Source organism: Azospirillum sp. UENF 211521, assembly GCF_058780535.1.
Genome location: NZ_JBSNCF010000005.1, coordinates 73104 through 94516 on the forward strand (window position 1 = coordinate 73104; position 21413 = coordinate 94516).

Genomic DNA, 21413 nt, shown 5'->3' on the forward strand with positions numbered 1-21413 from the left:
CTCAGCGGTTCGGGATGCCGGCGGCGACGTCGGCCAGGGAACCCCCGTCGCCGAGCGCCAGCGTTCGTGTCGTCAGGTCGGCCGCGCGGTCGGGGTCGAGCCCGCCCGCCGCGAACAGGCTCAGAGCCTTGCCGCGCAGGGTGTCCAGGGACACCGGATTCTCGGGGTCGCCCAGCGCGTCGCGGACGTGGAAGCGCCGACGCTCGCCGGTCGTCAGGGTCAGCGTCAGGGTGGCGCCGTAATGCTCGGGATAGGCCGCGGTCAGCGCGTCGGAGCGCGCCACCCGCACCCGCCGCCGCAGCGCGGCGACCGGCGCGCGGTCCAGTGCCTGCGGCCGGAAATCCTCCAGGGCCGGCGGACCGGAGGCGAGGCACACCGCCGCGACATGCTGCAGGCTGAACTTCGCCTCCAGCTCCGTCGCCGGTTCCGGACGGTCGCAGAAGCGCAGGGCGTCGCCGTAGCTCTCCACCAGGAGATCGGCGATGTCCCCGGCCGCGATCCCGGCGTCACGCGCCAGCAGGGCGGCGTCGACGGTCGGGTGGCTGTGGCGGCAGGACGGCCAGGGCTTGATGCTGGTCTCGTGGAGCAGCCAGGGGGCGTCCGGGTCGGCCAGCACCAGCGACGGGTCGCCGCCGCCGGAGGCGAGCGTCTCGAAGAAGCCCTCCGCCCCCTCCAGCACGAAGCGGCTGCCGGTCAGCCCGGCCCGCGCCGCCGCCGCGGCGCGCAGGCCGTTCTGGGCGGCGGTGGCGTTGTGCCACTGCTTGGTCATCACCGGCTCCAGCCGGCAGCGCCACAACCCGCCCGCCGTCGCCCCGGCGTTGCCCAGCGCCGCCACGGTGGCGGCGCGATCCAGACCCAGCAGGGCGGCGACGGCGGCGGCCGCCCCGAAGACGCCGCAGGTGGCCGTGGCGTGGAAGCGGGCGTAATGCGGCGTCCCGGCGGCGCGGCCGATGCGGATCGTCGCCTCGTAGCCGCGCACCACGGCGTCGAGGAAGGCCTCCGCCGGGCGTCCGAAGGCTTGGGCGGCGGCCAGCGCCGCCGGGATGACGATCGGTCCCGGATGCAGGATCGAGGTCCGGTGGATGTCGTCCATCTCCAGGATGTTGCCGAGCCCGCCGTTGATGAAGGCGGCGTCGAGCGGGGCGGCGGGACCGTCGACCCCGACCACGGTGCAGGCGCCGGCGCCGGCCAGCGCAGCCTGCCCCCGCAGCGCCGTCCCGGCCGGGGTGGCGGCCCCGCCGACGGCGCAGGCCAGCCAGTCCAGGACGTGGCGGGCGGCGCGCCGCCGGTCGTCGGCGGTGACGGGCCGCGCCAGCAGTCCGTGCAGCTCCTCGGTCAGCGACGGCCCGGTCGCCGGGGCGCCCATCACGCGAACTCCGGCGCGCGCTTCTCCAGGAAGGCCGCGTAGCCCTCCCGGAAGTCGGCGGAGGCGAAGATCCCGGCGATGGCGGCGGACACCTCCGGCGGCGGCGTTTGGGCGCCGGCCGCGATGCTGTTCACCACCGCCTTGGCGACACCGAGCGCGTTGCGCGAGCGACGGGCGGCCAGGGCGGCGCGCTCGGCGACGAAACCGCGCAGCTCCCCGGCGGGCAGCACCCGGTTGACCAGCCCGGCGGCGCAGGCCTCCTCCGCCGACAGGAAATCGGCGAAAAACAGGATCTCCTTGGCGCGCCCCGGCCCGACCAGCGAGACCAGACGGCGGGTGTCGTCGTAGGAGTAGGCGGCGCCGATCTTCACCGGGGTGATGGCGAAGCGGCTGCGCTCGCTGGCGTAGCGGAGGTCGCAGGCCATGGCCAACGCGCAGCCGCCGCCGACGCAGGCGCCGTCGATCTCGGCGATGACCGGCTTGGGGCACCCGGCGACCGTTTCCAGCGCGTGGGCGATCGCACCGCCGTAGGCCGCCGCCGCGTCCGCCGTGGCGAAGGCCGTCGCGAACTCCGCGATGTCGGCGCCGGAGCAGAAGGCACGGCCGCCGCGGGCCGCGATCACCACGGAACGGACCTCCGGCGCGGCCCCCAGCGCCGCGACCGTCTCTCCGAGGGCGACCCAGGCGTCGCGGTCGAGCGCGTTGTGCTTGTCGGGCCGGTCCAGCGTGATGCGGGCGACGGGCCCATCGCATTCGAGGCTGAACGAGGCGAGGTTGAACGAGGCGGGGCTGAAGGAGGAGGGCATGGTTCGGGTTCCTGTCGGTTCGGGCCTCAGCGGAGCGCCGCGGGCAGCCAGGTGACGATCGCCGGAAAGAGGGTGATCAGCGCGACGTGGACAACCATCAACGCGCAGAAGGGGGCCGCCGCCCGCGCCAGCCAGGCGATCGACTTTCCGGTCATGCTGTTGAGGATGAACAGGTTGAAGCCGACGGGCGGGGTGATCTGGGCCATCTCGATCGTCACGATCAGGAAGACGCCGAACCACAGCGGGTCCAGCCCGGCGTTGACGACCAGCGGCAGCGTCACCGGCAGGGTCATGACGATGGTGGACAGTCCGTCGATGACGCAGCCCAGCACGAGGTAGAAGGCCAGCAGAAGCAGCACCAGCATCATCGGCGACAGGTGCAGCCCCTCGATCATCCCGGCGACCTGACCCGGGATGGCCAGCCGCGCCATGGCCTTGGTCAGGAACAGCGCGCCGGCCAGGATCAGGCCGATCATGCTGCAGGTCTTCACCGTGCCCAGCAGGCACTTGCCGAGCATGGCCCAGGAGAGCTGCCGCTCCCAGGCGACCAGGATCACGGCCCCCAGCACGCCCATCGCCGCCGCCTCGGTGATCGAGGCGAAGCCGCCCAGCATCGAGCCGATGACGAAGGCCATCAGCAGCACCGTCGGGGTGAGCTGGCCGATGGCCCGGACCCGCTCGGCCATCGTGAAGCGCGCCTCGTCCACCGGGGCGAGCGACGGATCGAGCGCGCACCGCACCGCGATGTAGCCGAAGAACAGCGCCGCCAGCAGCAATCCCGGCAGGACGCCGGCGATGAACAGGTCGAGGATCGAGACCTCCGACAGCACGCCGTAGACGATCATCGGGATCGACGGCGGAATCAGGAAGCCCATCGTGCCCGACCCGGCGAGCGAACCGTAGCTGAGCATCTTCGAATAGCCGCGCTTGTCCAGCTCGCGGATGGTGATGCGGCCGACCGTGGCGGTGGTCGCCGCCGAGGAGCCGGAGACCGTGGCGAACAGCGTCGAGGCCAGCACATTCACCTGGATCAGCCGCCCCGGCAGCAGCCGGGCGAAGGGGCTGAGCCCGGCGAACAGGTTCTCGGCCAGCCGGGAGTGGAACAGCACTTCGCCCATCAGGATGAACAGCGGCAGGGTGACCAGCTCCAGCGCCGTCCCGGTGCTCCACAGGTCGGAGGCCAGGAAGCGGTCCACCCGCATGTCGCGGAAGAGTTCGAGGGAGAAGACGCCGACGGCCATCAGCGACATCCCGACCCACAGGCCGGAGACGAGCAGGCCGGCCAGCGCGAGGACGATGAACAGGGAGGGAGCGAGCATCTCAGACGGACTCCACGGCGGCCGGGGCGTTGCACGCCGGCAGGGCCGGCTGGCCGCACAGGAGCCTCAGAAGCCGGTTGAGGAAGCCGAGCGCCAGCAGCGCCATGGACAGGGCGAGGAAGCCCTGCGGCAAGGCCAGCGGCGTGTGGCTGACATAGACGCTGACGGAGCCCGTGCCGAGGCTGCGCAGGGCGTTCTCGGCGGTGGCCACCGCCATGAACAACGCGACGCCGAAGCCGAACAGCACCGTGACGCCCTCAAGCGCCGCCTGGAACCGTTTCGGCAGCCGCGCCGTCAGCAGCGAGACGCGGATGTGCGCCTCCTGGTCGAGCGCCCAGCCGGAGCCGGCGAACAGGATGACGGCCAGGAGATAGCCCGAATATTCGATGGCCCAGGGCTGCGACCAGGTGAAGAAGGAGGTCGTGACCACCTCGACGATCAGCATGACCGCGAGCAGGGCGGCGGCGGTACAGGCGAGGAGCGCGCCGCCGAACAGAATCCGGTCGAAGACGCCGATGATGCTCTGCATGACAAACCCTCCGGACGGGACAGGGAAGCCCGGACGGGCGGCGACGCCGGTGCCGCCGTCCGGGACGGAGCGGCGTTTACTTTTTGAAGGCCGCGATGACATCGGCCGACGGGCCGCCGACCTTGCGGATGAAGTCGGCGGTCATGTCGGCGGTGGCCTCCTCCAGGGCCTTGCGCAGCTCGGGGGCGATCGGCCCGACGGTCATGCCGTGCGCCTGGAGCTCCGCCATGCGGCGGGTGTGCTCGCCCTCCGAGATCGTCCAGAAGTCCGGCTCCAGCCCGGCGGCGACCGCCTCGATGGCGGCCTGCTGCTGCGGGCTCAGCGTCTTCCAGGAGTCGAGGTTGACGGTCATCAGATTCGACGCCCAGAGATGGTTGGTGTTGAAGCCGTATTTCAGGAACTCCCAGTATTTCTGGGCGGCCGCGGTGGAACCGGCGGTCATCGCGGCGTCAACCTTGCCGGTGGCCAGCGCCGCCACCACCTCGGCGTTGCCGAGCTGGAGCGGCACCATGCCCAGACGCTGGACCATCGCCGTGGTGTTGGCGTCGTAGGTGCGCATGCGTACCCCCTTCATGTCCGCGACCTTGGCGATGGGGGTCTTGGTGAAGAAGTTCTGGCTGGGCCACGGCACCACATAGAGGATCTTCTGGTTCCGCTTCGCCAGCTCCGCCTCCCAGATCGGGCGCAGGAGCGTGTGCAGCCGGCGCAGCTCCGCGTAGTCCTTGACCAGGAAGGGGATGGCTTCGAGACCGAGGATCGGCACGTCGCCGACGTTCAGGAAGCCGGCGACCTCGGCCATCGGCACCGCCCCGTCCTCCACCGCACGCAGCGATTCGTTGGCCCGGATGCCCAGCGAGCCGCCGGAATGGATGGTCAGCGTCACCTGGCCCTTGGTCGCCTCGCCCACGGCCTTGGCGAAGCGCTCGGCGTTGACCGTGTGGAACTCGGACGCCGGCCAGGGCACCGAAACGTCCCAGACGGTGGCGGCGCGGGCGGTGACGCCGCCGGCCAGAACGAGCGCCGCGACGGCGGCGGCCTTCAGAACCGCGGCGGGGGTCGCCTTCAGAACAGCATGAAGCATCCTGTCGTCCTTTGATGGGGGGCCGTTCCGGGAAGCCGGCCGATCACGGGAAAGGGGAGTTCAGACGCCCGTCCAGGGCACGCAGGCGGCGAAGCGCCGGGCGATGTCGAGCCGCGAGGTGATCCAGACGTCCGGATGATTGCCGACGTGGCGGAGAAACTTCTCCAGCGCCCAGATGCGGCCGGGCCGGCCGATGATGCGCAGGTGCAGCCCGACCGACAGCATCCGTGGCCCCTTGCGCCGGGATTCCGCCAGCATCCAGTCGAAGCTGTTGCAGACGTAGGACAGCCACTGCTCCGGCGTGTAGGAGGGGTGGGTCCAGAACTTCATGTCGTTGGTGTCGATGGCGTAGGGGACGCAGACCAGCGGCCGCAAGCTGCCGTCCGCCATGGTCACCGGCTCCCAGCGCGGCACGTCGTCGGACACATCGTCCATGTGATAGAGGAACCCCTCCTCCACCAGCAGCCGGCGGGTGCGCGGCGTGTGCAGGTAGCGGCTAAGCCAGCCGGCCGGGCGGCGGCCGGTCGTCCGCTCGATGCCGTCGGCGGCCTTGACGATGAAGTCGCGTTCACGCGCCTCGTCGTAGGAGAACTGGTGGACCCAGCGCCAGCCGTGCGAGCAGACCTCGTGTCCCTGGGCGACGATCCGGCCGGCCAGCTCCGGCGCCCGCTCCAGAGCGACGGCGGCGGCGGTGAAGGTCGCCGTGATGCCGTGGTCCTCCAGCAGGTCGAGCACGCGCGGCCCGCCGGCGCGGATGCCGTACTGGTAGTTGCTTTCGTTGACGTAGTTGCGGATGGGCAGGCCGAGCGCCAGCCCCAGCTCGTCCACCGGCTCCGGCTTCTTGTCGCCGTCGGCCAGGGACATCTCGGCCCCCTCCTCGACGTTGACGACGATCGACAGGGCGAGGGTCCGGCCGTCCGGCCAACTCAGTTCAGGTGATGGGTCAGGCGTCAGGTCAGGCATGTCCGTCGTTCCGTTTCGCAATCGTGGGATCGGGGGTCACCGCCCGTAGAGCAGGACCGCCTTGGCTTCGCCGAGCGCGTTGGCCTTGCTCAGGAAGCCGACCAGGGCCGGCATGGAGTCGGCGGTCACCATCGCGGGCAGGGCGGGGAGGCCCAGCGCGGTGAGGGTGACGGTGTAGCGATGCTCGGTTCCCTGCGGCGGGCACGGGCCGCCGAAGCCGGGGGCGCCGAAGTCGGTGCGCGATTCCAACGCCCCCGCCGGCAGGCGGTCGGCCTTGCCGCTGGCGCCCTCCGGAATGACGCGGGCGTCGGCCGGGATGTTGGCGACCACCCAATGGGTCCAGCCGATGCCCGTGGGCGCGTCGGCGTCGTGGATGGTCAGCACAAAGCTCCGCGTTCCCTCGGGAGCGTTGTCCCAGCGGATCTCCGGCGAAAGGTTGGTGCCGTCGCAGCCGAAGCCGTAGGCCGCCGGAAGGCTGTTCTTCGCCTGGAACCGTCCATCGGCGTGGCCCGGCAGGGTCAGGGCGAAGGGCTTGGCCTGGGGCTGGCTCTGGGCCTGGGCGGTGGCGGTCACGGCGCCGAGGGTCAGGGCGGCGGCCAGCAGAGGCGCCCACAGAGGCTCTGGACGGGCGTTTGGCCGGGTAAAGGGCATGGAAGCATCCTGTCGTCTTGGTCGGCCTCCAGCCTAGGGCCACTCCCCTCCCCCCGCTGTCCCGAGCCGATCAAACCCGATGCCGGACTGCTCAAAATGGCGCGCGCCTCCCGATGCGCCGTCACATCGCCGGGACGGCGGGCGGCGCCGCCAGCCGCAGCGAGGAGGGCGGGAAGCCGAAGCGGCTGCGGAAGCGCCCGGCGAACTTCGACGGGCTTTCGTAGCCGACGGAGAAGGCGACCTGGATGATCGGCAGGTCGGTGGACTGGAGGAGCCGCAGCGCCTGCCCCATCCGCATCTCGGTCAGCAGGACCGACAGCGAGGTGCCCTCCTGGGCCAACCGGCGGCGGAAGGTCGCCTCGCTGAGGCCGAGGCGGCGGGCGAGCTGGTCGGTCGTCCAGCGCGCCGCCAGATCCTCGGTCAGCAGCGCGCGCACCCGGCCGGTCGTCGAGCAGCGGGCGGGGCGCGGAAGGAAGCCGCACAGCTCCTCCACCCAGGCCAGCAGTTCCATGACGCGCGGCCGCCCCACGGCGGCGGGCGCCACGCACTCCTTCAGGATCGCTTCGCAGGCACGCTCCACGCTGTCCAGGAACACCTCCTGGACCTCCGAATTCGGCGCGTTCACCGGGCTGGCCACCGTCCGGCGGTCGCCACCGCCCTCCCTGGCGTCGCCTTCCCTGGCGTCCAGGGCCGCCAGCAGGCGGTTGTCGAAGGCAATCCAATGCGCCTGGTAGAGGCCGTCGCCGTCCGGGACGTTCTCCACGTCGATGGCCTCGCCCGCCTCGATCAGGACGGCCTCGCCGGCGTGCACCTCCAGACATCCGGATGGCGTGGAAATGATCTTGTAGCCTTTTTGAACGGCAACCAGCATCGGGTCGCCGAGCACGAGGGAGCGGGTCAGCAGCCGGACGTTCTGATCGACGCGGGCCGCCGACGCCACGCCGTGGAGCTGCGCGATGGACCGCGGCATCCGCAGACCCTGGCGCTCGGCAATCGCCGCCATCTCGCCGTCGCTGTAGCGCGCGGCATGGAAACCGGTCTGCGGGTCCCGCCCCTTCATCGCCATGCCGGACTGCACGTGGCTCGACATTCGGCCTGCTCCCTCGTTGCCCGAAATCCGTTTCGGTCTCGGAATTACGCAAGGATTGGGCCACAAGGCGCCGTCAAATCCGGTGAGACCACCGGGCCGGGTGCCGGCGCACGGAGGCGGGCCGGACCGGTTGTTCCCCCTCGAACGCCCGGCGTTTCCGCTCCCGCCCGTGGAAATGTCACCGTTTGGTTCGCCTGAGCGGCGGCGGGGGCCTGCCGAACGTGGCCGTTCCGCGTCCGGTGTGCCAAGATGATCGACCGCCCCCGATCCAGGGAGGCGGCTCGGACAGGGTGGGGGCATGAAGGGGCGTTTCAGAACCAAGATCATCATCGGTATGACCGCCGTTCTGGCCGTGGGGGCGGCGGCGGTCACTTCCGTCTCCCTGCTCCTGTCGCGCGACGCGGCGGAGCGGGCGGTCACGACCCTGGTGGCCGAAACCGCCGACCACCACGGCGCGCGGGTGGCCGCCGACATCTCGGCCGCTCTGGCCGACGCCCGCTCCGCCGCCGCGCTGGTGGAGGTCGAACGTTCCACCGGCGCGCCCCGCCGGGAAACCGTCAACCGCTACCTCAACCGCCTGATGGCGGTCGGCCCGCTCTACGCCGGGGTCTGGGTCGACATGGCCGACGACGGGTTCGACGGCCGCGACCGCGATGTCGCCGGGCTGGACCGCGCCGGCGAGATCCTGGGCCTGCCCGGCACCGGGCGGATGAGCCTGCTGTGGCTGCCCGGCCCCAAGGCCGACGACAGCGAGGGCTATCCCTTCGCCGACGTGAAGGAGAAAGAATATTACCGGTCCGCCGCCGCGGCGGGAAAGCCGGTGCTGACCGAACCCTATCTGGACGATCTGACCAAGGCGCTGATGACCAGCGCCGCCGCACCGGTGAAGGACGGCGACCGGGTGATCGGCGTCGCCGGCGTCGACCTGACGCTGAGCGGCCTGACCGATCTGGTCCGCCGGGTCAAGCCCTACGGCGACGGCCACGCGGCGGTGCTCACCGGCTCCGGGGTCTATGTGGCCCATCCCGACGCCGGCCGCCTCTCCCGGACCGCCGACGACCTGCCGGCGGAGGCGCGCCGCGCCATCGCCGAGGGGCGGGCCTATGACGGCGTCGTCACGCTCGGCGGTGCCCCACATTACCTGCGCCTGTCGCCGGTGCGCTTCACCGGCGCCGACGGCGCGTGGTCGTTCCTGGTCGCCGCGCCGCAGTCCAGCGTGATGGCCGACGCCAACCGGCTGACCCTGCTGACCATCCTGGTCGGGGCGGGCTGCATCCTGCTCGGCGGTCTGGTGGCGTGGCGGGTGGGCGACGGCATCGCCCGGCCGGTCGCCGGGCTGACCGCCGCCATGGACCGGCTGGCCGCCGGCGATCTGGACGCCGCCATCCCCGGCGCCGACCGCAAGGACGAGGCCGGCGCCATGGCCCGCGCCGTCGTGGTGTTCAAGCAGGGGCTGGTGCAGGCCCGCGACCTGGGCCTCCAGCAGGAGGCGGAATGGCGCGCCAGGGAGGCGCGGACCGCCGCCCTGCTCGACCTGCAGCGCGGGTTCGAGGGGCGGGCGGGCGGCCTGACCGGGGCGCTGGCGTCGGCGGCGCAGCAGCTCGAATCCACCGCCCGCGCGCTCACCGGCATTGCCGAGCAGACCCATGGGCGGTCGGAGCGGATGACGCTGTCCGCCCATTCCGCCGCGGACAACGTGCAGACCGCCGCCGCCGCGACCGAGGAGCTGTCGGCCTCGGTGGAGGAGATCGGGCAGCAGGTGGGCGAGTCCGCCCGCATCGCCGAGGCGGCGGTGGCCGACGTGAAGCGCGCCGACGCCGCCGTCGCCGTTCTGGCCGACAGCGCGGAGCGGATCGGCGCCGTCGTCGGCCTGATCAGCGACATCGCCGGCCAGACCAACCTGCTGGCGCTCAACGCCACCATCGAGGCGGCCCGCGCCGGCGAGGCCGGAAAGGGCTTCGCGGTGGTCGCCGGCGAGGTCAAGAGCCTGGCCAACCAGACCGCCCGCGCGACCGAGGACATCGTCGGCCAGATCAACGGCATCCGCAACGCGACGGGCGATGCCGTCGATGCGGTGCGGGGAATCAGCCAGACCATCGCGCAGGTCAGCCGCATCGCGTCCGGCATCGCGGCGGCGGTGGACCAGCAGTCCGCCGCCACCCGCGACATTGCCCGCAGCGTCCTGCAGGCCGCCGACGGCGCCCGCGAGGTCAGCGGCGGCATGGGCGAGATCCGGGTCGGGGCGGGCGACACCGGCGCCGCCGCCGACCAGCTCCTCGCCGCCGCCGCCGGGGTGGCCGGCCAGTCCAAGGCGCTGGCGCGCGAAATCGACCATTTCATCGCCGGGGTCCACAAGGCGTGAGCAGCGAGGCGTGAGTAGCGGGGAGCAACCCGCCGTGAGGCGCTGGAGATGCGCAAGCCGTCAGGCGGCCAGCCCGTGGTCGATGGCGATGCGGATCAGGGCGCGCGTGCTGTCGGCGCCCAGCTTGTCCTTGATCTGGGTGCAGGCGTTGGCGACGGTCTTCTGGCTGATGCCCAGCGCCTCGGCGATGGCCGCCGCGGTCAGGCCGCGCCCCACCAGCGCCAGAATCTCCCGCTCGCGCGGGGTCAGCACCGCCAGCGGGTCGTCGGCCGGGGCCAGCGCCATCAACGCCAGTTCGCGGGCCAGCGCGTGGTCGAGATGGACCCGGCCCGCCAGCACGCAGCGCACCGCCGTCACCAGCGTCTCCGGCGCGTCGTTCTTGGTGACGTAGCCCCTGGCCCCGGCCTTCAGCGCCCGCGCGGCGATGGCCGGGTCCTCGTGCATGCTGAAGATCAGCACCGGCACCGCCGGGCTCTCCGCCCGGATCAGCCGCAGAACCTCCATCCCGCCGCCGTCCCTTCCCCCGATGCCGCCCGGCAGGTTGAGGTCGAGGATGACCACGTCCGGCCGCTCCGAACGCCACAGCGCCAGCGCCGCCGCCACGTCTGCGGCCTCGACGACGCGGCCGAGCCTGGCTTCGGCGAGCAGGCTCTGACAGCCGGCGCGCACCACCGGATGGTCGTCCACCAGGAGGATGGTCGGGGTCATGCCACGCCCTCAAGCCCGGCCGGGGCACAGGGAAGGCAGGCGGCGACGCGGGTGCCCTGCCCGCTGTCCGATCCGATGCGCAGCGTGCCGCCCAGCGCCCTCACCCGCTCCGCCATGCCGGAGATGCCCAATCCACCGCGCTCGCCCTCGTTGGTTTCCACGGATTGCCCCTCCGCGAACCCCGGCCCGTCGTCGGTCACCACGACCTCCACTTGGTCGGCCCGGCGCCGCACGGTGACCGACACGCGGGTCGGCCGGGCGTGGCGGAGGGCGTTGACCAGCGATTCCTGAGCCAGCCGGAAGACCGTCAGGCGCAGCACCTCGTCCAGCCCGTCGATTCCGTCCGGCGCATCGTCCCCGGCGACGTCCAGCGACCAGCGCACCGCCGGCTCCCGGCGCGCCCACTCGTCGATCAACCCGGACAGCGCCTCGCCCAACGGCAGCTGGTGGAGCAGGGACGGGCGCAGGCGGACCAGGATGCGCCGGCTCAGCCGGTGCACGTCCGAGGCCATGGACAGCACGGCGCGGGCGCGTCCGGCGATCTCCACCCGCTCGCTGATGGTCGCCTCCGGCTTCGGCTCCTCGCTCAGGCGCAGGATGCGTCCGGCGTCCACCTTGATGGCGAACAGCGCCGCCCCCAGCTCGTCGTGGATTTCGCGGGCGATGTCGCGACGCTCGCGGTCCTGCGCCTCGATCAGCCGCTGGCCGAGCCGGCGGTTCTCGCGCCCCGCCGCCGCCAGCTCCCCGGCCAAGTCGGCGATGCCGGTGCCCAGCCGGGCCAGTTCCGGCACGCCGCCGCCGGCGAGGCCGTCGCGCGGTCCGGGTTCGTAAACACCCTGGCGCAGGCGCCGCACCGCCGCCTCAATGCGGGCGAGCGGGGCGAGCGCCCGCCCCACCGCCACCCAGGCCGCGCCCAGCAGCAGCAGCCCGACCAGCAGCATCGCCAGGGCGAGGTCCCGCATGTCCTCCCAGACCTCGGCCACCTCGTCCTGCGGTTCGGCGACCACGGTCAGCAGGACGCGCCCATCGGCCCCGCTCAGCGCCTGGGCCTGCGGCGCCACACCGACGAGCGCCCTGAACCAGCCGGGGACCGAGGGGTGGCCGGGCTCGCCCTCATCGGCGGGTTCGGGAGGCGCGTCGCCCACGACGAAGCGCAGATGGCGCAGGCCCAGCCGGTCGAGCGCCGCGACGGCGTCCGGAACCGCTCCCCGCCCGGCCTCCGCCCGCCCCACCGCGACGCCGAGATCAAGGGCGGAGGCCATCTCCGCGCGGACGGCGTCGCGCGCGTTGGCGATCATCACCGCAGCACCGGCCCCCGCCAGCAGAGCCAGGAACAGCCCGATCAGGGCCAGCATGCGCACCCGCAACGACACCGCCGTCCGATCCTTCCAACAGAACCAATAGGACCATCGGCGGAATGTTAACGAAACATCCGGTCGTCCCGCTATGCGTCCTTCGACCAAGGAAGGGCGGCCGGCCGGCCTTTTGCCGCAGCGTCGGGATGTTTTCCCGTCCCATCCGGGATGCCGTCACGCCCGACTTGCCAGAGTTTCGTCCCCGTATCGTCCAATGGAACCGGAGAAGCGCCAAGACGAACATGCAGGGCGTAAGACGCGGTGCCGGAGCCGGGGCGGATCGGGCGGACGATCCGCCCCGGCAAAATTCGGCCTTTCACGGGGGGAAACGCATGACTTCATCCTTGCACACCAAGCCGGAAACCAAGGCGGACAGCGGGGCCGGACGAGTCCGGCGCCGGATCGTCACCGCGCTGGTGGCTGGTTTCCTGGCTTCCACCGCCCCGGCGGCCTGGGGAAACGCCCAGGCCGCCAACGTCACCTGGGACGACATCGCCAACGACGCCAAGTCGGCCGGCGACGTGCTGATGTACGGCATGGGGGTGGAAGGCAAGCGCTTCAGCCCGCTGAAGCAGATCGACACCACCAGCGTGTCGCGGCTGGTCCCCGCCTGGTCCTTCTCCTTCGGCGACGAGAAGCAGCGCGGGCAGGAGACGCAGGCGCTGGTCCATGACGGGGTGATCTACGTCACCGCCTCCTATTCGCGGATGTTCGCGTTGGACGCGCGCACCGGCAAGCGGCTGTGGACCTACGCCCACCGCCTGCCCGACGACATCCGGCCCTGCTGCGACGTGGTCAACCGCGGGTCGGCGATCTACGGCGACAAGGTGTTCTTCGGCACGCTCGACGCCTCCATCGTCGCGCTGAACAAGGACACCGGCAAGGTCGTCTGGCGCAAGAAGTTCGCCGACCACAAGGTCGGCTACACCATGACCGGCGCGCCCACCGTCGTGAAGGACCAGAAGACCGGGCGCATGCTGCTGATCCACGGCTCGTCGGGCGACGAGTTCGGCGTGGTCGGCCGCCTGTTCGCCCGCGATCCCGACACCGGCGAGGAGATCTGGATGCGCCCGCTGGTCGAGGGCCACATGGGCCGGCTCGACGGCAAGGACAGCACCCCCACCGGCAACGCCAAGGCGCCGTCCTGGCCGCGCGATAAGGACGGGCAGCTCGTCGAAGCGTGGAACCACGGCGGCGGCGCGCCCTGGCAGAGCGCCACCTTCGACGTGGAGACCAACACCATCGTCATCGGCACCGGCAACCCGGCGCCGTGGAACGGCTGGGCGCGCTGGCCCGGCGACAGCCTCTACACCTCCGGCCAGGCCTACGTCGATCCGACCACGGGCGAGCTGAAGGGCTTCTACCAGCACACACCCAACGACACCTGGGACTTCTCCGGCAACAACGAGCTGGTGCTGTTCGACTACAAGGACGCGTCGGGCAAGACGGTGAAGGCGACCGCCCACGCCGACCGCAACGGCTTCTTCTACGTCACCGACCGGACGAAGCTGGCGACGGCGGGCGGCGAGGCGAACAAGCCGAACAGCGTGCTGGCGGCTTTCCCCTTCGTCGACGGCATCACCTGGGCCAAGGGCATCGACCTGAAGACCGGCCGCCCCATCGAGGTCGAGGGCCAGCGCCCGCCGCCCCCCGCCGAGGGCGAGAAGCGCGGCAAGGCGGTCGAGGTCTCCCCGCCCTTCCTCGGCGGCAAGAACTGGAACCCGATGTCCTACAGCGAGGACACCGGCCTGTTCTACATCGCCGCCAACCACTGGAAGGAGGACTATTGGACGGAGCATGTCGGCTACAACCCCGGCTCCGCCTATCTCGGCATGGGTTTCCGCATCCACAAGATGTTCGAGGACCATGTCGGCGTCCTGCGCGCCATCGACCCGACGACCGGCAAGATCGCCTGGGAGCACAAGGAGGAGCTGCCGCTGTGGTCCGGCACGCTGGCGACCGCCGGCGGGCTGGTCTTCACCGGGACCGGCGACGGCTACGTCAAGGCGTTCGACGCCAAGTCCGGGGCGGAGCTTTGGAAGTTCCAGACCGGCTCCGGCATCATCTCCTCCCCGGTCACCTGGGAGCTGGACGGGGTGCAGTATGTCGGCATCACCACCGGCTACGGCGGCGCGGTGCCGCTGTGGGGCGGCGATCTCGCCGACCTGACCACCCGCGTGACCCAGGGCGGCTCCTTCTGGGTGTTCAAGCTGGCCGACGTGAAGGTCTCCAGCGCCAAGTGACCGCCGCTAAGTGACCGCCCGCCGGGACGGGGAAGCGGGCGGTCCGGCCCGTTTCCCCGCCCCGGTCTTCATGCATCGCAGCGATGGGAGTTCTCCCCATGAACCGCCTCTTCCGACCCGCCTTCGCCCTGTGCGCCCTGCTGTCCCTGTCCGGCCCGCTCACCGCCCCGCTGGCGGCGGAGGTTGAAACCGCCAGCCTCGGCGGCGGCGAGGAGGAGCGCGTCACCGAGGTCGCCGGCTGCGTCCTGACGGCTAAGGCGGTCTGCCCCGGCATCGACCTGCGCCACCGCAACCTGCGCGGCCTGTCGCTGGCCGGCGCCGACCTGCGCGGTGCCAACCTGATGCGGGCCGACCTGCGCCACACCGATCTGCGCGGGGCCGACCTCAGCGGGGCGATCCTCGACGGCGCCGATCTGCGCACCGCCTTCCTCCAGGGCACACGCCTGTCCGGCGCCCGCCTGCGCGGCGCCAACCTGGAATTCGCCCGCGCCAACGGCGCCGACCTGCGGCAGGCCGACCTCACCGCCGCCAATCTGGAGGCGCTGCGCGCCGACAAGGCCGACCTCACCGGCGCCAACCTGGAGGGCGCCAACCTTCAGGAGGCCAAGCTCTCCCTCACCAACCTGTCGCAGGCCAACCTGGAAGGCGCGAAGATCCGCTTCGCCATCTTCCAGGATGCGCTGATGACCGACTGCCGCTCCTGCCCCACCGACTGGTGACGGGAAGGCCGGCGGGCGGAAGAGGATCAACAGGGCCGCGCGGCTTAAGGCGCCGTTACAGCGCCGTCAGCACCTCGTCGAGCGTGGCGAGGAACAGCGTCGCGTCCTCGGACGAGAAGACCAGCGGCGGGCGGATCTTCAGGATGTGCCCTTCCTGGCCGGTCGCGCTGATCAGCACCCGGCGCTGGCGCATTCCGTTGACCACGCGGGCCGTCTCCTCCGACGCCGGGGTCTTGAGCTTGCGGTCGCGCACCATCTCGACGCCGATGAACAGACCGCTGCCGCGCACGTCGCCGATCAGCTCGTGCTTGGCGGCGAGCGCGCGCAGGCCGTCGATCATCTGCGTGCCGACCGCCAGGGCGTTCTCCTGCAAACGGTCCGCCTTGATCACGCGCAGCACCGCCAGCGCCACCGCGCAGGACACCGGGTTGCCGCCGAAGGTGTTGAAATAGCGCTGGCTCTTGCCGAACGCCTCGATCACCTCCGGCCGGAACACCGCGCCCGCCACTGGGTGGCCGTTGCCCATCGGCTTGCCGACCGTCACGATGTCGGGCACCAGCCCGTGGCGCGCGAAACCCCACATGTGCGTGCCGAGCCGTCCGAAGCCGGGCTGCACCTCGTCGGCGATGAAGATGCCGCCGGCCTTGCGCATCACCTCGACCGCCGGGGCGAGGAAGCCGGCCGGGTCGGTGAAGACGCCGCTGCTGGAGAAGATGGTGTCGACCAGCAGCGCCGCCGGGGCGATCCCCTTCTCCCGCAGGTCGGCGATGGCCGCCTCGACGGAGCGGGCGAAGGCGGCGCCGACCTCGGCCTCCGGCATGCGGTAGCCGTCGGGCGCCGGCACCACGCGGACATGGTCGCCCAGCTTCACCGCCGCGCCCAGCGAGGGCGACATCTCGGCCAGCGCCGAGGTCACGCCGTGGTAGGCGTTGTGCGCGATGACGACGCCGGTGCCGCCGGTGTGGACGCGGGCGACGCGCAGGGCCAGATCGTTGGCCTCGCTGCCGGTGCAGGTCAGCATCAGGTGCGACAGCTCCGCCGGGAACTCCGCCAGGAAGGCTTCGGCGAAGTCGAGGATGCCGTCGGTCAGGTAGCGCGTGTGGGTGTTCAGCACGGCCGCCTGCCGGGCCATCGCCTCCACCACCTCCGGCCGCGAGTGCCCGACCGAGGCGACGTTGTTGTAGGCGTCCAGATAGCGGTTGCCCTCGGCGTCATAGAGGGATGAGCCCTCCCCGCGCACGACATGGATCGGGTCGGCGTAGAACAGCCGGTAGGCCGGGCCGAGCAGCCTCTCGCGACGGGCGATCAGGGCGCGCTCGCGCTCCGGCAGGGAACCGGCGGAGTCGGGCGCATAGGCGTTGATCATGGTCATGGCGGTTCACACTTTCTGGCAGGCGAGATGGAGCAGGCGGCGCGCGGTGGCGGCCTCGTCGCCGGTCAGCCGGTCCAGGCCGGCGAAGGCGCGTTCGGCGTTGCGCAGGATGTAGGCGGCGTTGGCGGGGTACTCGGCCGCCCGCCAGCCGGTGATTCCGATGGTCAGGGCGAGGCGGCCGGCCACCAGATCGGGCAGCAGGTCCACCTCGTCCGCCGTCAGCGGCAGCACGGCGTTGTAGGCGCGGGTCATCTCGACCACGGAGCCGAAGGGCGTCTCGCCGGTGGTGACGTGGTAGGCGAGCGCCGTCGCCAGATCGTTGACCAGCGGCGCCCGCAGCGCGTCGCCGAAGTCGATGATCCCGGTGACCGCCTCGTGCCCGACCGGATCGACCACCGCGTTGTGGGGGTTGAGGTCGTTGTGGATGACTTGGTGGCGCAGGGCGGGCAGCCGGGGGGCGATCTCGTCGGCGAAGCGGGCGACGAAGTGCTCGACCATCCGGCGGCGCCGCTCGTCCGCCACATAATGCAGCCGGTCGGCGACGCTGGCGGTGCGGGTGATGTCCCACAGCAGGTCCCGCTCCGAGCCGGGATGCTCGTAGTCGGCCAGCGCCCGATCCAGCCGGGCCAGCGTCGTTCCCAGCGCCCGCATCAGCCCCGGCGAGGGCGGTGCTGCGTGGAGCGGCGTTCCTTCGAGATAGGTCAGCAGCCGCAGCACCATGGCGCTGCCGTCGATGTGGACGATCGCCTGGGCCTCCCCGTCCAGCGTCGGCACGACCCGCGGCACCGGCAAGGTCGGGTCGCGGTCGGCCACATGCTGCATGGCCCCGGTCTGGAAGCTTGTGACGGGTTGCGGCTCCGCCGGGTTGGTGAACTTCAGCACATAGCCCTGCCCATCCAGCGTGGCGATGTGGAAGTTGCGGTCGCGCTCGCTGCTCAGTTCGCGGACGGTGCCGGCCACGCCGAACCAGCGCTGCAGGATGGCGCTGGCCTCCTCCATGGAGATTGCCGGCGCGGCGGTGGTCAGAACGTCACCCTGGGTCGGGGCCGGTGTCATCGCCGGTGTCTCCTCGTGGTTCGAAGCGGTCAATGTTTGATGCATCATGGTGGCGGGTGGATCGGCTGCGGAAGCGGATGGGATCGGCGGGGAAATCAGACGGCGAGCGGCTCGGGACACACGCCGTCGATCCTCTCCAGGATCGGACCGCTGGCCAACAGGATGTCGGCCTGGATGGCGCGGGCGGCGGCTGGTCCGTCGTGGCTGCGGATGGCGTCCATCAGCGGGTAGTGATGGTCGATCATCGTGCGCCCGGCGCCGCCGTAGACGTCGGCGATCAACGGCCCCATCTGCAGCCAGAGCCGCCGCAGAATGTCGCCGAGCACCGGCATGTCCGCGATCTCGGACACCGTGAAATGGAAGATCTGGTTGAGTTCGGTGGCCAGCGCGGTGTTGCTGGCGGCCATCGCCTCCTCGTTGCGCCTGAGCAGCGATTCCAGGGCTTCGATCTGGGCGGGCGTGGCCTGTTCGGCGGCCCGCGCGGCGGCCAGCCCTTCCAGATTGACGCGGATGTCGCGGATCTCCAGGTAGGTGGCCCGGGTCAGCATCGGGACGCGGATGTCGCGCGGCGAGCGCAGCACCAGGGCCTGATCCTGCACCAGCCGCAGGATGGCGTCGCGCACCGGCGTGACGCTCGTCCCCAGCCGGTCGGCCAGATCGCGGATCTTGAGGCGGTCGTTCGGCTTGAAGGCGCCCTTCATCAGGGCCTCGCACAATTTCTGGTAAATCGTGCCGCCGAGATTGTCGTGTTCGAGAAGGGTGAGATCAAAACTGCTCATCCTCCGCCCTTCCCGCCGTTGCCGGTCATCTGATGTATGATGCATCATAATGCCGTGGAGGCGGGCGCAGGTCAACTCCTAACCCTCTCCCCAGAGGGGAGAGGGAAACCTCCAACGCACTCCCGCCGAACGCCCCACCCCAACCGGCATTATTGCGCTGGCTGTAATGATGAACTGCCAAACCGGGTCATTCCGATGATCGGCTGACAGGCGCACTCTCGGTGTGCGGATCGGGATGGTCCCGGCCGGCATCGCAGGAGTCAGCCATGAAGCTCTATCATCACCCGCTGTCGGGCCATGCGCACCGCGCCCGTCTGTTCGTCTCCCTGCTCGGATTGCCGCATGAGTTGGTCGAGGTCGACCTGAAGGCGGGCGCGCACAAGACTCCCGAATTCCTGGCGCTGAACCCGTTCGGTCAGGTGCCCGTGCTGGAGGACGACGGCGTGGTCGTCTCGGACTCGAACGCCATCCTGGTCTATCTGGCGAAGAAGGCCGGCCGCAGCGACTGGCTGCCCGAGGACGCGCGGAACGCGGCGGCCGTCCAACGCTGGCTGTCGGTCGCGGCCGGCGAGGTTGCCTACGGCCCGGCGGCGGCGCGGCTGGTCACGGTGTTCGGCGCCGGCTTCAACCCCGATGAGGTCATCGGCCGCGCCCACACCCTGCTGAAGCGGCTCGACAGCCACCTGTCCGGCCGCGACTGGCTGGTCGGCGTCCAGCCGACGATCGCCGACGTCGCCATCTACAGCTACGTCGCCCGCGCCCCGGAGGGCAACGTCGATCTGTCGGGCTATCCGGCGGTCAACGCCTTCCTCCGCCGGGTCGAGGCACTGCCGGGCTTCGTCCCCTTCGCCCAGACCCCGGCGGGGCTCACCGCCGCCTGACGCGCCGCCTGGGCGCGCGCCGGCGCGCCCGCTTCTTTCACCGGGGAGACGGAATATGGGCGAGACCGCGAAGCCGCTGCCGATCTGGCATGAGGGCGAGACGTTCCTGCAGGAAAAAGTCGGTGCCGGCGTCGCCGAGCGGATGGCGATGGTCGGGCAGCGGGTCATCCGCGACTTCATGCCCGACCAGCACCGCGACTTCTACGCCCAGCTCCCCTTCCTCGTGATCGGCAGCGCCGACCCGGACGGCGATGCGTGGGCGACCGTGCTGGAAGGCCGGCCCGGCTTCCTGTCCTCGCCGTCGCCGACCCTTCTCGACATCGCCGCGCGCCCGAGCGCTGGCGATCCCGCAGCGGCCGGACTGACCGACGGGGCGCCGGTCGGCCTCCTCGGCATCGAGATGAACACGCGGCGGCGCAACCGCATGAACGGCGTCGCCTCGACAATGCCCGCGGGCTTCCGCGTCGCAGTCGACCAGAGTTTCGGCAACTGCCCCCGCTACATCCAGCTGCGCGACGCCACGCTGGCCCGCGACCCCGCCCAGCCCTTCGCCGGCGCCGTTGAGGCGCTGACGGCCCTCGATCCGGCGGCGCGGGCGGTGATCGACGCGGCGGACGCCTTCTTCGTCGCCTCCTACGCCGACCGTGGCGACCATCGGCAGGTCGACGTGTCGCACCGCGGTGGCAAGGTCGGGTTCGTCCGGGTGGCCGGGGACGGCACGCTCACCATTCCCGACTTCGACGGCAACCTCTTCTTCGCCACGCTCGGCAACATCCTGCTCAACGGAAAGGCGGGGCTGCTCTTCATCGATTTCGCCAGCGGCGACCTGCTGCAGATGACCGGCGACGCCGCTTTGGTCCTGGAATCGCCGGAGATCGCCGCCTTCCAGGGGGCCGAGCGGCTGTGGACGTTCAAGGCGCGCAAGGTCGTCCGGCGACGCGGCGCCCTGGCCCTGCGCTGGACGCTGCGGGCGGACGGCTGGTCGCCCAGCTCCCTGATGACCGGCGACTGGGCCCAGGCCGCCGACCGGCTGCGCGCCGAGGAAACGGCGACGCGCTGGCGGCCGATGGTGGTGACGGACATCGTGGAGGAAAGCGCCACCATCCGCTCCTTCCATCTGCGGCCGACCGACGGCGCCGGGCTGCCGCCGCATCTGGCCGGCCAGCATCTGCCCATCCGCGTCACCCCGGCGGGAGCCGAGAAGCCGGTCGTCCGGACCTACACGCTGTCGGTCGCCCCGTCGGACGGGGCCTACCGCATCAGCGTCAAGCGCGAGGGGCTGGTGTCGCGGCACCTGCACGACCATGTCCGGGTCAGCGACGTCATCGAGGCGCGCGGGCCGGCGGGCGGCTTCACCATCGACGCCCGCGCGACGCGGCCGGCGGTGCTGCTGGCCGGCGGCGTCGGCATCACGCCGCTGCTCGCCATGCTGCGCCATGTCGTCTATGAGGGGCTGCGCACGCAGCGCATCCGCCCGACGATCCTGGTCCACGCCGCGCGCTCCAAGGCGGAGCGCCCCTTCGACCGGGAAATCGCCGACCTCGTCACGGCGGCGAACGGCGCCGTCCGGCTCGTCCGCGTCCTCAGCGATCCCGGCGAGGCCGCGCCGGGCGTCGATTGCGACGCCGTGGGCCGCATCGACATGGCGCTGCTGACGCGCATCCTCGGCTTCAACGATTACGACTTCTACGTCTGCGGGCCGCCCGCCTTCACCCAGGCGCTCTACGACGGGCTGCGCGGCTACAACATCGCCGACGACCGGATTCACGCCGAAGCGTTCGGACCGTCGTCCTTGAAGCGGACGGGGGCGGAGACAGTCGCCGCCGCACCGGCGCGCCGGCCGCCCTCGACCAAGCCGGTGCCGGTCGCCTTCATGAACACGCTCAAGGAGGCGCGCTGGACACCCGGCTCCGGCACGCTGCTCGAGCTCGCCGAAGCGCGTGGCCTCGATCCCGCCTTCAGTTGCCGCGAAGGCACCTGCGGGACCTGCCGCACCAAACTGCTCAAGGGCGCCGTCACCTACGTCAAGGAGCCGAGCGCGGCGGTCGCCGCCGACGAGGTGCTGCTGTGCTGCGCCGTCCCCGCCGAAGCGGAGACGGGTGAGGACGCTCCCCTTCAGCTCGCGCTCTGACC

The 21413-nt window shown here is 71.4% G+C and carries 18 protein-coding genes; 5 read left to right on the top strand and 13 right to left on the bottom strand.

What is annotated here, in order from left to right:
* Nucleotide 1: 1 nt before the first annotated feature.
* From ACWPN5_RS29620 to ACWPN5_RS29655, 8 genes are all read right to left on the bottom strand, one after another.
* The gene (locus ACWPN5_RS29620; RefSeq protein WP_492299074.1) at nt 2-1366 is read right to left on the bottom strand and encodes an MmgE/PrpD family protein; all 1365 of its coding nucleotides are present in this window, start codon (nt 1364-1366) and stop codon (nt 2-4) included.
* On the bottom strand, nt 1366-2172 hold the full coding sequence (locus ACWPN5_RS29625; protein ID WP_492299076.1) for an enoyl-CoA hydratase/isomerase family protein: 807 nt from the start codon (nt 2170-2172) through the stop codon (nt 1366-1368). Before ACWPN5_RS29625 ends, ACWPN5_RS29620 begins: the two co-directional genes overlap by 1 nt.
* Before the next feature lie 26 nt (nt 2173-2198).
* Nucleotides 2199-3491 (bottom strand): TRAP transporter large permease, encoded by a 1293-nt coding sequence (locus ACWPN5_RS29630; RefSeq protein WP_145683619.1) that lies wholly within the window; start codon nt 3489-3491, stop codon nt 2199-2201.
* Nucleotide 3492: 1 nt separating this feature from the next.
* Nucleotides 3493-4020 (bottom strand): TRAP transporter small permease subunit, encoded by a 528-nt coding sequence (locus ACWPN5_RS29635; RefSeq protein ID WP_492299078.1) that lies wholly within the window; start codon nt 4018-4020, stop codon nt 3493-3495.
* Between the two features lie 76 nt (nt 4021-4096).
* On the bottom strand, nt 4097-5101 hold the full coding sequence (locus ACWPN5_RS29640) for a TRAP transporter substrate-binding protein (protein ID WP_492299080.1): 1005 nt from the start codon (nt 5099-5101) through the stop codon (nt 4097-4099).
* Between the two features lie 60 nt (nt 5102-5161).
* Nucleotides 5162-6064 (bottom strand): polysaccharide deacetylase family protein, encoded by a 903-nt coding sequence (locus tag ACWPN5_RS29645; RefSeq protein ID WP_200478101.1) that lies wholly within the window; start codon nt 6062-6064, stop codon nt 5162-5164.
* Between the two features lie 36 nt (nt 6065-6100).
* A complete protein-coding gene (locus ACWPN5_RS29650; protein WP_200478100.1) occupies nt 6101-6715 on the bottom strand; it encodes a YbhB/YbcL family Raf kinase inhibitor-like protein in 615 nt (204 codons plus the stop codon).
* A gap of 121 nt (nt 6716-6836) precedes the next feature.
* A complete protein-coding gene (locus tag ACWPN5_RS29655) occupies nt 6837-7805 on the bottom strand; it encodes a helix-turn-helix domain-containing protein (protein WP_200478099.1) in 969 nt (322 codons plus the stop codon).
* 298 nt (nt 7806-8103) lie between these two features.
* Between ACWPN5_RS29655 and ACWPN5_RS29660 the strand changes: the two genes are divergently transcribed.
* Entirely contained in the window at nt 8104-10167 is a 2064-nt protein-coding gene (locus ACWPN5_RS29660) for a methyl-accepting chemotaxis protein (RefSeq protein WP_492299083.1), read from the top strand.
* 60 nt (nt 10168-10227) lie between these two features.
* Here the strand turns inward: ACWPN5_RS29660 and ACWPN5_RS29665 are convergent, their stop codons facing one another.
* Nucleotides 10228-10875 (bottom strand): response regulator, encoded by a 648-nt coding sequence (locus tag ACWPN5_RS29665; RefSeq protein ID WP_492299085.1) that lies wholly within the window; start codon nt 10873-10875, stop codon nt 10228-10230.
* The gene (locus tag ACWPN5_RS29670) at nt 10872-12248 is read right to left on the bottom strand and encodes an ATP-binding protein (RefSeq protein WP_492299087.1); all 1377 of its coding nucleotides are present in this window, start codon (nt 12246-12248) and stop codon (nt 10872-10874) included. Before ACWPN5_RS29670 ends, ACWPN5_RS29665 begins: the two co-directional genes overlap by 4 nt.
* A 314-nt stretch (nt 12249-12562) precedes the next feature.
* Between ACWPN5_RS29670 and ACWPN5_RS29675 the strand changes: the two genes are divergently transcribed.
* Both ACWPN5_RS29675 and ACWPN5_RS29680 read left to right on the top strand, forming a co-directional pair.
* Nucleotides 12563-14473 carry a methanol/ethanol family PQQ-dependent dehydrogenase gene (locus ACWPN5_RS29675; RefSeq protein WP_492299089.1) on the top strand — a complete coding sequence of 637 codons (1911 nt, stop codon included), beginning with the start codon at nt 12563-12565 and terminating at the stop codon, nt 14471-14473.
* A gap of 98 nt (nt 14474-14571) precedes the next feature.
* Complete coding sequence (locus ACWPN5_RS29680) at nt 14572-15192, top strand: pentapeptide repeat-containing protein (protein ID WP_145683600.1); 621 nt, start codon at nt 14572-14574, stop codon at nt 15190-15192.
* A 55-nt stretch (nt 15193-15247) separates the two neighbouring features.
* Here ACWPN5_RS29680 and ACWPN5_RS29685 read toward each other — a convergent pair whose 3' ends face one another.
* The 3 genes from ACWPN5_RS29685 to ACWPN5_RS29695 all read right to left on the bottom strand — a co-directional run bounded on the left by ACWPN5_RS29685 (nt 15248) and on the right by ACWPN5_RS29695 (nt 18399).
* Nucleotides 15248-16564: an aspartate aminotransferase family protein gene (locus tag ACWPN5_RS29685; protein WP_200478690.1), complete on the bottom strand. Its 1317-nt coding sequence runs from the start codon at nt 16562-16564 to the stop codon at nt 15248-15250.
* A 6-nt stretch (nt 16565-16570) separates the two neighbouring features.
* On the bottom strand, nt 16571-17620 hold the full coding sequence (locus ACWPN5_RS29690) for a phosphotransferase (protein ID WP_492299091.1): 1050 nt from the start codon (nt 17618-17620) through the stop codon (nt 16571-16573).
* 95 nt (nt 17621-17715) lie between these two features.
* Nucleotides 17716-18399: a GntR family transcriptional regulator gene (locus ACWPN5_RS29695; RefSeq protein ID WP_492299092.1), complete on the bottom strand. Its 684-nt coding sequence runs from the start codon at nt 18397-18399 to the stop codon at nt 17716-17718.
* 266 nt (nt 18400-18665) lie between these two features.
* On the opposite strand from ACWPN5_RS29695, the gene ACWPN5_RS29700 reads away from it, so the two are divergent.
* Together ACWPN5_RS29700 and ACWPN5_RS29705 are read left to right on the top strand one after the other, a co-directional pair.
* A complete protein-coding gene (locus tag ACWPN5_RS29700; RefSeq protein WP_137118433.1) occupies nt 18666-19280 on the top strand; it encodes a glutathione S-transferase family protein in 615 nt (204 codons plus the stop codon).
* Nucleotides 19281-19335: 55 nt separating this feature from the next.
* Nucleotides 19336-21411, top strand: a complete 2076-nt coding sequence (locus ACWPN5_RS29705; protein WP_492299093.1) for a 2Fe-2S iron-sulfur cluster-binding protein — start codon at nt 19336-19338, stop codon at nt 21409-21411.
* Nucleotides 21412-21413 lie beyond the last annotated feature (2 nt).

Excerpts from the sequence above, each read along its gene's own strand:
- ACWPN5_RS29685 (WP_200478690.1), bottom strand. The coding sequence starts at position 16,564 with ATGACCATGATCAACGCCTATGCGCCCGACTCCGCCGGTTCCCTGCCG.
- ACWPN5_RS29665 (WP_492299085.1), bottom strand. The coding sequence starts at position 10,875 with ATGACCCCGACCATCCTCCTGGTGGACGACCATCCGGTGGTGCGCGCC.
- ACWPN5_RS29705 (WP_492299093.1), top strand. The coding sequence starts at position 19,336 with ATGGGCGAGACCGCGAAGCCGCTGCCGATCTGGCATGAGGGCGAGACG.
- ACWPN5_RS29690 (WP_492299091.1), bottom strand. The coding sequence starts at position 17,620 with ATGACACCGGCCCCGACCCAGGGTGACGTTCTGACCACCGCCGCGCCG.
- ACWPN5_RS29620 (WP_492299074.1), bottom strand. The coding sequence starts at position 1,366 with ATGGGCGCCCCGGCGACCGGGCCGTCGCTGACCGAGGAGCTGCACGGA.
- ACWPN5_RS29655 (WP_200478099.1), bottom strand. The coding sequence starts at position 7,805 with ATGTCGAGCCACGTGCAGTCCGGCATGGCGATGAAGGGGCGGGACCCG.
- ACWPN5_RS29625 (WP_492299076.1), bottom strand. The coding sequence starts at position 2,172 with ATGCCCTCCTCCTTCAGCCCCGCCTCGTTCAACCTCGCCTCGTTCAGC.
- ACWPN5_RS29700 (WP_137118433.1), top strand. The coding sequence starts at position 18,666 with ATGAAGCTCTATCATCACCCGCTGTCGGGCCATGCGCACCGCGCCCGT.
- ACWPN5_RS29650 (WP_200478100.1), bottom strand. The coding sequence starts at position 6,715 with ATGCCCTTTACCCGGCCAAACGCCCGTCCAGAGCCTCTGTGGGCGCCT.
- ACWPN5_RS29645 (WP_200478101.1), bottom strand. The coding sequence starts at position 6,064 with ATGCCTGACCTGACGCCTGACCCATCACCTGAACTGAGTTGGCCGGAC.
- ACWPN5_RS29675 (WP_492299089.1), top strand. The coding sequence starts at position 12,563 with ATGACTTCATCCTTGCACACCAAGCCGGAAACCAAGGCGGACAGCGGG.
- ACWPN5_RS29630 (WP_145683619.1), bottom strand. The coding sequence starts at position 3,491 with ATGCTCGCTCCCTCCCTGTTCATCGTCCTCGCGCTGGCCGGCCTGCTC.
- ACWPN5_RS29635 (WP_492299078.1), bottom strand. The coding sequence starts at position 4,020 with ATGCAGAGCATCATCGGCGTCTTCGACCGGATTCTGTTCGGCGGCGCG.
- ACWPN5_RS29660 (WP_492299083.1), top strand. The coding sequence starts at position 8,104 with ATGAAGGGGCGTTTCAGAACCAAGATCATCATCGGTATGACCGCCGTT.
- ACWPN5_RS29640 (WP_492299080.1), bottom strand. The coding sequence starts at position 5,101 with ATGCTTCATGCTGTTCTGAAGGCGACCCCCGCCGCGGTTCTGAAGGCC.
- ACWPN5_RS29680 (WP_145683600.1), top strand. The coding sequence starts at position 14,572 with ATGAACCGCCTCTTCCGACCCGCCTTCGCCCTGTGCGCCCTGCTGTCC.
- ACWPN5_RS29695 (WP_492299092.1), bottom strand. The coding sequence starts at position 18,399 with ATGAGCAGTTTTGATCTCACCCTTCTCGAACACGACAATCTCGGCGGC.